General features: G+C 69.5%; 9 protein-coding genes. 4 read left to right on the top strand and 5 right to left on the bottom strand.

What is annotated here, in order from left to right; genetic code table 11:
- Positions 1–438: 438 nt before the first annotated feature.
- From BM388_RS17055 to zwf, 3 genes are read right to left on the bottom strand one after another with little or no spacing between them, the layout of a single operon-like run.
- On the bottom strand, positions 439–1,101 hold the full coding sequence (locus BM388_RS17055; RefSeq protein WP_089852379.1) for a bifunctional 4-hydroxy-2-oxoglutarate aldolase/2-dehydro-3-deoxy-phosphogluconate aldolase: 663 nt from the start codon (positions 1,099–1,101) through the stop codon (positions 439–441).
- A gap of 34 nt (positions 1,102–1,135) precedes the next feature.
- Positions 1,136–1,813, bottom strand: a complete 678-nt coding sequence (gene pgl, locus BM388_RS17050; protein ID WP_245781587.1) for a 6-phosphogluconolactonase — start codon at positions 1,811–1,813, stop codon at positions 1,136–1,138.
- Positions 1,814–1,866: 53 nt separating this feature from the next.
- Entirely contained in the window at positions 1,867–3,363 is a 1,497-nt protein-coding gene (gene zwf, locus BM388_RS17045; protein ID WP_089852377.1) for a glucose-6-phosphate dehydrogenase, read from the bottom strand.
- A 219-nt stretch (positions 3,364–3,582) separates the two neighbouring features.
- Between zwf and BM388_RS17040 the strand changes: the two genes are divergently transcribed.
- The 4 genes from BM388_RS17040 (at position 3,583) to BM388_RS17025 (ending at position 7,607) form a co-directional block, all read left to right on the top strand.
- On the top strand, positions 3,583–4,455 hold the full coding sequence (locus BM388_RS17040; protein WP_089852375.1) for a MurR/RpiR family transcriptional regulator: 873 nt from the start codon (positions 3,583–3,585) through the stop codon (positions 4,453–4,455).
- Positions 4,456–4,528: 73 nt separating this feature from the next.
- Positions 4,529–5,383 (top strand): putative selenate ABC transporter substrate-binding protein, encoded by an 855-nt coding sequence (locus BM388_RS17035; protein ID WP_089852373.1) that lies wholly within the window; start codon positions 4,529–4,531, stop codon positions 5,381–5,383.
- Positions 5,383–6,087: an ATP-binding cassette domain-containing protein gene (locus BM388_RS17030; RefSeq protein WP_089852371.1), complete on the top strand. Its 705-nt coding sequence runs from the start codon at positions 5,383–5,385 to the stop codon at positions 6,085–6,087. Before BM388_RS17035 ends, BM388_RS17030 begins: the two co-directional genes overlap by 1 nt.
- A complete protein-coding gene (locus BM388_RS17025) occupies positions 6,084–7,607 on the top strand; it encodes a PhnE/PtxC family ABC transporter permease (protein WP_245781586.1) in 1,524 nt (507 codons plus the stop codon). The genes BM388_RS17030 and BM388_RS17025 overlap by 4 nt, the downstream gene beginning before the upstream one ends.
- 39 nt (positions 7,608–7,646) lie before the next feature.
- Here BM388_RS17025 and BM388_RS17020 read toward each other — a convergent pair whose 3' ends face one another.
- Together BM388_RS17020 and BM388_RS17015 are read right to left on the bottom strand one after the other, a co-directional pair.
- Positions 7,647–8,009, bottom strand: a complete 363-nt coding sequence (locus tag BM388_RS17020; protein WP_089852369.1) for a RidA family protein — start codon at positions 8,007–8,009, stop codon at positions 7,647–7,649.
- 81 nt (positions 8,010–8,090) lie between these two features.
- The gene (locus BM388_RS17015) at positions 8,091–8,432 is read right to left on the bottom strand and encodes a TraR/DksA family transcriptional regulator (RefSeq protein ID WP_089852367.1); all 342 of its coding nucleotides are present in this window, start codon (positions 8,430–8,432) and stop codon (positions 8,091–8,093) included.
- Between the last annotated feature and the right edge of the window lie 234 nt (positions 8,433–8,666).

Here is an 8,666-nt window from a genome sequence, read left to right as displayed (position 1 = left end):
TCGCCTCTCGACGCCGGTAGCAGCGTGGCAGACCACCAGATCTCCCAGGGTAAGACGCGCGACCTTCCTGCTTATGCCTGTCGGATATACGTCATGACGTTCCGTGCAAGTACCGGGCTTTGATGAATTGGGCCATCTCACCCCGCCATGACGCCTCGTATCCGCTTCCTGTTCGTCAGGCCAGCGTTTTGCCTCGGGCTTCCTTCAGATTCCCCCTCGCGGGAGACACCCTTGCCGTCGGCTAGCACTTCCCCTTGCCGGGCGTGCAGGGGACTTCCACCCCCAAGTCATCCCGAGGCACCACCCTCGGGAACAGCGCCAGTCAGGCGCTGCGCGCCATGCCTGGCGCACCCACGAAAAGCCCCGGCCGGCGGCCGGGGCGATAGGTGCCATGCGTCGTCGAAGGGCACGCGGATCACCGAAGCGGGCGAGGCGGCCTCAGTGGTGGAAGCGCTCGGCGGCCTCCCGGGCCAGGGCGCGGATGGCGTCCCAGTCCTCGGCCTCGACCAGCGACTGGGGCGTCAGCCAGCTGCCGCCCACGCACATCACGTTCTTCAGCGCCAGGTACTCCTCGGCGTTGTGCAGGCCGATGCCCCCGGTGGGGCAGAAACGCGCCTCGGCGATCGGGCCGGCGAAGGCCTTGAGTGCCTTGGTCCCGCCGCTGGCCTCGGCCGGAAAGAACTTGAACCGCCGGTAGCCGTACTGCCAGCCGATCATCAGCTCGGAGACGGTGGCGATCCCCGGCAGCATGGGCACCGCGCTGCCGACGCCGTAACGATAGAGCGCCTCGGTGGTGCCGGGGGTGACCACGAAGTCGACGCCGACCTGCTCGGCCTGGCGATACTGGGCCGGAGTCAGCACGGTCCCCGCGCCGATGCTGGCCTGGGGCAGCGCCGCCTTGATGCGCTTGATCGCCTCCAGGGCGCAGTCCGTACGCAGCGTGATCTCGAGCACCGAGAGCCCACCCTCGACCAGGGCCCTGGCCAGCGGCACGGCATCCTCCACGCGCCGGATCATCAGCACCGGGATCACCTCGGCCTTGAGGCAGATGCTGTCGAGCTCGGTGGTACGGGTGGAGGGCAGCTGTTTGTCGATCGTCATGTCATGGCTCCAGAAAATCAGGCAGAAACGGGTCTCAGGGCGCCCAGTAGATGGCCACCGGGCAGGCCAGGAAGGCGCGGATGGGCAGCTCGCGGGCGTCGTCGCCACACAGCGCCCGGGCCAGCACGTCACGCTTCTCCTCGCCGGTGATGTGCAGGAAGTGACGCCGGGCTCGATGCAGCCGCTCGGCACTGAGCGTCAGGCGCGGCTGGGGCTGGCTCGGCGAGCGCACCGCCACCGCGGGGGCGGCGGTGGTCAGCGCCAGGTCGAGCTCGCGGCTGTCGGGAAACAGCGAGGCGGTGTGGCCGTCGCCGCCCATGCCCAGCACCGCGACGCTGGCCGGCCAGGCCAGGCCCTCGAGCCGCGAAGCGACCTCGTCGACGCCCTGCTCCGGCGTCTCGTGATCGGTGGTCAGGGGCACGAAGGTCGCCTCGGCGGCCGGCCCCTGCAGCAGGTGTTCGCGCACCAGGCGGGCGTTGCTGTCGGGGGCCGCACCATTCACCCAGCGCTCGTCGGCGAGGGTTACCTCGATGCGCGCCCAGGGCAGGTTCCCGGCGGCCAAGGCCCGGAAGAAGGGCAGCGGCGTCGAGCCCCCCGACACGATCAGCAGCGCCCGCGCCTGGTGCTCGAGATCCTGGCGCAGGGCCTCGCCGACGGACTCGGCCAGCTGTATCGCCAGCTGCTCGCGGGGGGATGGGATCGTGTCGGTCATTTCGGGGCTCCTCGTGCCGGTCCTGTCGTGACGGGCCTTTCGTGCCGGTCGTGTCAGTAGTCCTCGTACCAGCTTCGGCCGTCCTGGGTGATCATCGCGATGGAAGCCACCGGCCCCCAGGAGCCGGCGGGATAGCGCCGCGGCGGCTCGTCGCGATCGGCCCAGGCGGCCACCAGACTATCGCACCACTGCCAGGCGTGCTCGACCTCGTCGCGACGCACGAAGAGGTACTGCTGCCCCTTCATCACCTCCAGCAGCAGGCGCTCATAGGCATCCGGGATGCGCGTCTTGGGGAAGGCGCTGCCGAAGTCCAGGTGCAGTGGGCCACGACGCAGGCGCATGCCCTTGTCCAGGCCGCTATCCTTGGTCAGCACTTCCAGGGCGATGCCCTCCTCCGGCTGCAGGCGGATCACCAGCTTGTTGGCGGCGAGCCCGCGCTGGTCGGGATCGAAGATGTAGTGCGGCTGCTGGCGAAAGTGGATGATGATCTGGGAGAGCTTCTCCGGCATGCGCTTGCCGGTGCGCAGGTAGAAGGGCACTCCGGCCCAGCGCCAGTTGGCCACGCCGGTCTTGATCGCCACGAAGGTCTCGGTATGGCTGTTGGCGTTGGCGCCCTCCTCCTCGAGGTAGCCCGGCACGGCCTGGCCGTCGTGGGTGCCGGCCATGTACTGGCCGCGCACCACGTCGCGCCCCAGCATGTCGTCGCTGAAGGGGGTAAGCGCCTTCAGCACCTTGACCTTCTCGTCGCGAATGGCGTCGGCGTCGAGGTTGGCCGGCGGGTCCATGGCGATCAGACAGACCAGCTGCAGCAGGTGATTCTGCACCATGTCGCGCAGCTGACCGGCCTCGTCGAAGTAGCCCCAGCGTCCCTCGATGCCGACCTTCTCGGCCACGGTGATCTCCACGTGGGAGATATGGTTCTGGTTCCACTGGGTGCCGAACAGCGGGTTGGCGAAACGCAGCGCGATCAGGTTCTGCACCGTCTCCTTGCCCAGGTAGTGATCGATGCGGTAGACCCGCGACTCGGGGAAGACGTCGCCGATGGCATCGTTGATCTCGGCGGAGGAGTCGAGATCGAAGCCGATGGGCTTCTCGACCACCACGCGGCTCTGCTCATCGAGGCTGCCGCTGGCCTTCAGGTGACGACAGATGTCGCCGTAGATCTTCGCTCCCACCGACAGATAGACGACCAGCGGGCGCTCCCGTCCCGGCTCGCGCCACTCGCGCACGGCCTCGTAGCCCTCCGGCTCGAGGAACTCGAGCGGCAGGAAGTCCAGGCGTTGGAGGAAACGCGTGAGCACCTCCGGGTCCAGCTCGGCGGCCTTGACGTGAGTCTCGAGTGAGGCCTCGACCCGCTGATGGAAGCCCTCTCGATCGAGTTCATGGCGCGCCAGGCCCAGCAGCCGGGTGTTCTCGTCGAGGAGCCCCTCGCGGTCGAGGTGGTAGAGCGCCGGAAAGAGCTTGCGCTGGGCCAGGTCGCCGAGGGCACCGAACAGCGCCAGATCGATGGCCGAGCTGCCGGCCTCGGCGGGCCGATTGCGTGGTGTCATGTCCGCCCCATCTGGTTAACTTACTTAAAAATAGCGCATAAAAGGCAAGCATCGCAAAGACTTTATGTAAGTTTACAACTTTCGCGGTAGCCGTTGGCGCACCTTCCCCCTCACCTTTGCGCTTCCCTCAGCATAGCCAGCATAATGTAGTTAAATCACCACATCACCCATGTTTCATCCCGCGCCGCCGAGGGCGCCTCGCCGGAGACCGCATCGCCCATGGTCAGACACGATCTGCTCGACCGCATTCGCCGCCAGCTCGACGAGCTCAATCGATCCGAACGCAAGGTGGCCGATGTCATCCTGACCGACCCGGCGTCGGCCACCAGCATGAGCATCGCCACCCTGGCCCAGCTCGCCTCGGTCAGCGAGCCCACGGTCAACCGCTTCTGCCGCAGCTTCGACGCCAAGGGCTATCCCGACTTCAAGATCAAGCTGGCCCAGAGCCTGGCCGGCGGCACGCCCTACGTCAGCCAGGCGGTGGAACCGGACGACGCCGCGGCCGAGTACACCGGCAAGATCTTCGGCGCGACCATCGCCGCGCTGGACCTGGCCCGCCGCGAGGTCGCCCCGGAGCGCATCGAGCGCGTCGTCGACTACCTGATCCAGGCCCGGCAGCTGCACTTTTTCGGCCTGGGCGCCTCGGGCGCCGTGGCCCAGGACGCCCAGCACAAGTTCTTCCGTTTCAACCTCCCGGTCAGCGCCTATATCGACGTGCTGATGCAGCGCATGGTCGCCGCCGCCTGCCACACCGGCGATGTGGTGGTGATGCTCTCCTGGACCGGGCGGACCCGGGACCTCGTCGATATCGCCCGGCTGGCCCGGGAGAACGGCGCCGTGGTGCTCGGCATCACCGCCCCCGGCTCGCCGCTGGCCGCCGAATGCACCGAGACCCTGGAGGTCTCGACGCCGGAGGATACCGACTACTACATGCCGATGACCTCGCGGATGATCCAGCTGACGCTGATCGATGTCCTGGCCACCGGCATGACCCTGCGCCGGGGCGAGGACTTCCTGCCGCACCTGAAGAAGATCAAGGACAGCCTGAAGCCGACCCGCTACCCCGTCGACGGGCACGACGACCCGGCCTGACACCCCCGCCAAACTTGCCAGGCCGGCGGGGAGGCACAACAATGGCGGGCCCTTCACCACACCGGAGATCGCCATGCGCTGGCTTGCCGCACCCGCCGCCGCCCTCGCCCTGTTTGCACAGGGCGCCGCCGCCGACACCTTCCGCTTCACCGCCATTCCCGACGAGAACCAGTCGCGGCTGATCGAGCGCTTCTCCAAGGTCGCCGAGTACCTCGAGACGCGGCTGGACGTCGACGTGGAGTACGTGCCGGTGAAGTCCTACGGCGCCTCGGTCAGCGCCTTTCGCAACGACCAGGTCCAGCTGGCCTGGTTCGGCGGCCTCTCCGGGGTGCAGGCGCGCCGCCTGGTGCCGGGCTCCGAAGCCCTGGCCCAGGGCAGCGAGGACGCCGAGTTCAAGAGCTACCTCATCGCTCACCGCTCCACCGGCCTGGAGCCCGCCGAGACCCTCCCCGAGGCGATCGAGGGCATGAGCCTGACCTTCGGCTCGCGCACCTCCACCTCCGGGCGCCTGATGCCCGAGCACTTCCTGCGTGAGCGTTTCGACGCCGCCCCCGACGAGCTCTTCTCCCGGGTCGGCTTCTCCGGCGACCATTCGCGCACCATCGCCCTGGTCGAGGCCGGCACCTGGGAGCTCGGCGCGGTCAACTTCAGCGTCTGGGACGCTGCGGTCGCCGACGGCCGAGTCGACACCGACAAGGTCGAGGTGATCTGGGAAACGCCCCCCTACCCCGACTACAACTGGACGGTGCGCGGCGACGTCGACGCGCGGTTCGGCGAGGGCTTCACCGACCGGGTGCGCGCGGCCCTGCTCGAGATGGACGACCCCGACCTGCTGGCGAGCTTCCCGCGCGAGGGCTTCATTCCCGCCGACAATGCCCTCTACGCGCCCATCGAGGACGTCGCCGAAGAGCTCGGCCTGCTGCGCTGATGAGCGCCGTGCTGCTCGCCCTGGAGGGGGACGACCTGGGTCACGGCGACCAGGTGGTGCTGCCGGGGCTGCGCCTCGGCCTGCGCCACGGCGAGCGTGTGGCCCTGCTCGGCCAGAGCGGCGCCGGCAAGTCGACCCTACTGGGCGAGCTGCGCCAGCGGCTGGGCGAGACGGCCGCCTGGTGCCCCCAGCAGCACGGCCTGGTGCCCGGGCTCGCGGTCTACCACAACGTTTACATGGGGCGGCTCGCCGAGCACTCGGCGCTGGCCAACCTGTGGAACCTGGTGCGACCGCTGGCCGAGCCCTGGCGCCAGGTCGCCGAGCTCTGCGACGCCCTGGGCCTGGCGGGGCTGATGCGCCGCCCGGTGGGCCAGCTCTCCGGCGGCCAGCGCCAGCGGGTGGCCATCGCCCGAGCCCTCTACCAGCAGCGCAGCCTGTTCCTCGGCGACGAGCCGGTGGCCAGCGTCGACCCTCACCAGGCGCTGCGCCTGCTCGACCTGATCGACGCGCGCCACGCCACCTCGGTGATCGCCCTGCACCAGCGTGAGCTGGCGCTCACCCACTTCGACCGGGTCTGGGGGCTGCGCGATGGCCGGCTGGTGATCGACGCCCCGGCAAGCACGCTGCGCCTGGCCGACCTGGACGCCCTCTACCCGGATGCCGGCGACGAATCCACCCAGGGCGAGGCCGGAGGCGACGCGTGACCGGCACCGAGCTTGCGCGACGCGACACCCGCCCCCGCTGGCTGAGCGGCCAGAGCACCGGGCTGCGGCTGGCCCGCCACACCCTGACGCTAGTGGCCCTGGCGGTGGTGCTCACGCCCTTCGCCGATCTTGCGGTGGTGACCCGGGACCCCTGGGGCGAGCTCGCGCAGATGGCCCGCGGGCTCGCCTGGCCCGCCTGGGGCACGGTGGAGTCGCCCCTCGAGGCCCTGGGCCTGACCGTGGCGGTGGCCCTCTGGGGCACGCTCGGCGGGCTGGTGCTGGGCTTTCCGCTGGCGCTGCTGTTCGCCCGCTCGCGGCTGGTGCGCGCTGGCTGCGCCTTCGTGCGGGCGATCCATGAGCTCTTCTGGGCGCTGCTCTTCCTGCAGGTGTTCGGCCTCTCCGCCGCCACCGCGCTGATGGCCCTGGCCATCCCCTATGCCGGCATCTTCGCCAAGGTCTTCGCGGAGATCCTCGAGCAGATCCCCGGCGCGCCGCGAGACGCCCTGCCGCCCGGCGTCTCGCGGCTGTCGCGCTTCGTCTATGCGGAGCTGCCTCTGGCCTGGACACGGCTCGCCGCCTACACCCGCTACCGCTTCGAGTGCGCCCTGCGGGCCAGCGTGCTGCTGGGCTTCGTCGGCCTGCCGACGCTGGGCTTCCAGCTTGAGACCGCCTTTCGCGAGGGGCGCTATCACGAGGCAGGGGCGCTGCTGTGGCTCTTCTACCTGCTGATCGCGAGCCTGCCCTGGTGGGGACACCGCCGTCTGATCCCGCTGCTGGCGGTCGGCGGACTCTTCCTGCTGACGCCCTGGCCAGAAGTGAGCGGGAGCCTCTTGTGGCGCTTCGTCAGCCAGGATATCTGGCCGCCGGCGCTGCTCGCGGGGGATTGGCACGGGGTCATCGACTGGCTGGCGCGGATCCCCGACCTGGGGCCGGCCATCGGCAACACCCTGCTGCTCGGCCTGCTGGGCAGCGTCGGGGCACTGCTGGTGGCCCTGGCGCTATGGCCGCTCGCCTGCCGCCACTTCGGCAATCCCGCCACTCGGCTGGCCGGACGCGGGCTGCTGCTGTTTCTGCGTTCGACCCCCGAGCTGATGCTGGCCTTTCTCTTCCTGCTGCTGCTGGGGCCGTCGCTGCTGCCCGCCTGGCTGGCGCTGTCGCTGCACAACGGCGCGCTGATCGCCTTTTTGGTGGCGCGCCACGCCGATGCGATCACCCCGGGCATGCCGGACGCCCGGGGCGTGGGGCGCTTCGCCTACGAGCTGCTGCCGCGGGTCTATCCGGGGATGCTGGCGCTGCTCTACTACCGCGCCGAGGTGATCCTGCGCGAGACGGCGATCCTGGGTATGCTGGGGGTGGCCACGCTGGGCTACTACATCGACGCCAACTTCGAGTACCTGCTGTTCGACGTCGCCTTCTTCCTGCTGCTGGTCACCGCGCTGCTCAACATCGCCGTGGACGCCCTCTCGCGGCGGCTGCGCCCGCGCGAGGCCGCCGTCATCGACGACCCCTGCCAGCGCTAGGCGGGCGGGCCGGGACGCGCCGCGTCCCGGCCGCGGCCATCAGCTGCTCGGCACCAGCGCGGTGACGGTGATCTCCACCTTCAGCTCGTCGGCGGGCAGCGGCGCGCAGACGCAGGTGCGGGCCGGGGCGTGGCCGGTGGGCACCCAGTCGTCCCAGACGGCGTTCATGGCGGCGACGTCGTTGCCGTCCTTGAGGTAGATCGTCGCCGAGAGCAGGTGCTCGCGGTCGGAGCCGATCTCGGTGAGCAGCGCATCGACCCGCTCCAGCATGCTCTGGGTCTGCTCGGTGATGTCGCCGTGGCGCGCCTCGGGGCCGGCCACCTGGCCACACAGCCAGGCCACGCCGTTGTGGATCACCGCACGGCTCATGCGCGCCTTGGTGTCGTGTCGTTCGATGCTCATCGTGGTTCTCTCCGTCGGGTCATGTGTGGTCGAGTCGTGTGTCGTCGAGTCAGCTTATCGCCGTGTCACGCCGTCGTGGCGTCACTCGGCACAGTCGATGCATTTCAGCACCAGGGGGTCGCGCTCCAGGCGCCGGGCGTCGATCCAGTCGCCGCAGGCGATGCATTCGCCGTACTCACCCCGCTCGATACGCGCCAGGGCGCCGGTGATGCGCTGCTGGGCCAGCCGGCGACGCTGCTCCTCGGCCTTGGCCATGGCCTGCCCCTGCAGGGCATCCATGCGCGACAGGCGCCCCACCGAGGTCTGGTCCAGCATCACGGTCTCGCGGGCATCACGGCCGGCCTCGCTCTGCGCCTGCAGCTCGGCGCGCAGCGCCTCGAGCCGCGCCACCAGGGCCGCCATGTCCAGTTCCGGGTGATTCATCGCCGCCTCCTCTGCAGGGCACCGGGTCGCGTCGTAGGGCTATCGCAGATAGCTCCCATCGCTCGGGGCTGATCTGGGGCAAGCCCCGGGGTGCCGGACCATTGAGGAGGCGCTGTGAACCCTTCCTTGGGCGCTACCGACGCCATCCTTGGCGTAGACATGATGGATTGACCTGCCCCTCCTCAACGTCGTGGGTTACGTTGAGGTTGGGCAACAACACAGAGCCACTATTGA

The organism is Halomonas saccharevitans, from assembly GCF_900116405.1.
Lineage (GTDB): Bacteria > Pseudomonadota > Gammaproteobacteria > Pseudomonadales > Halomonadaceae > Halomonas > Halomonas saccharevitans.
This window is presented reverse-complemented; position numbering and strand designations above follow the sequence as displayed.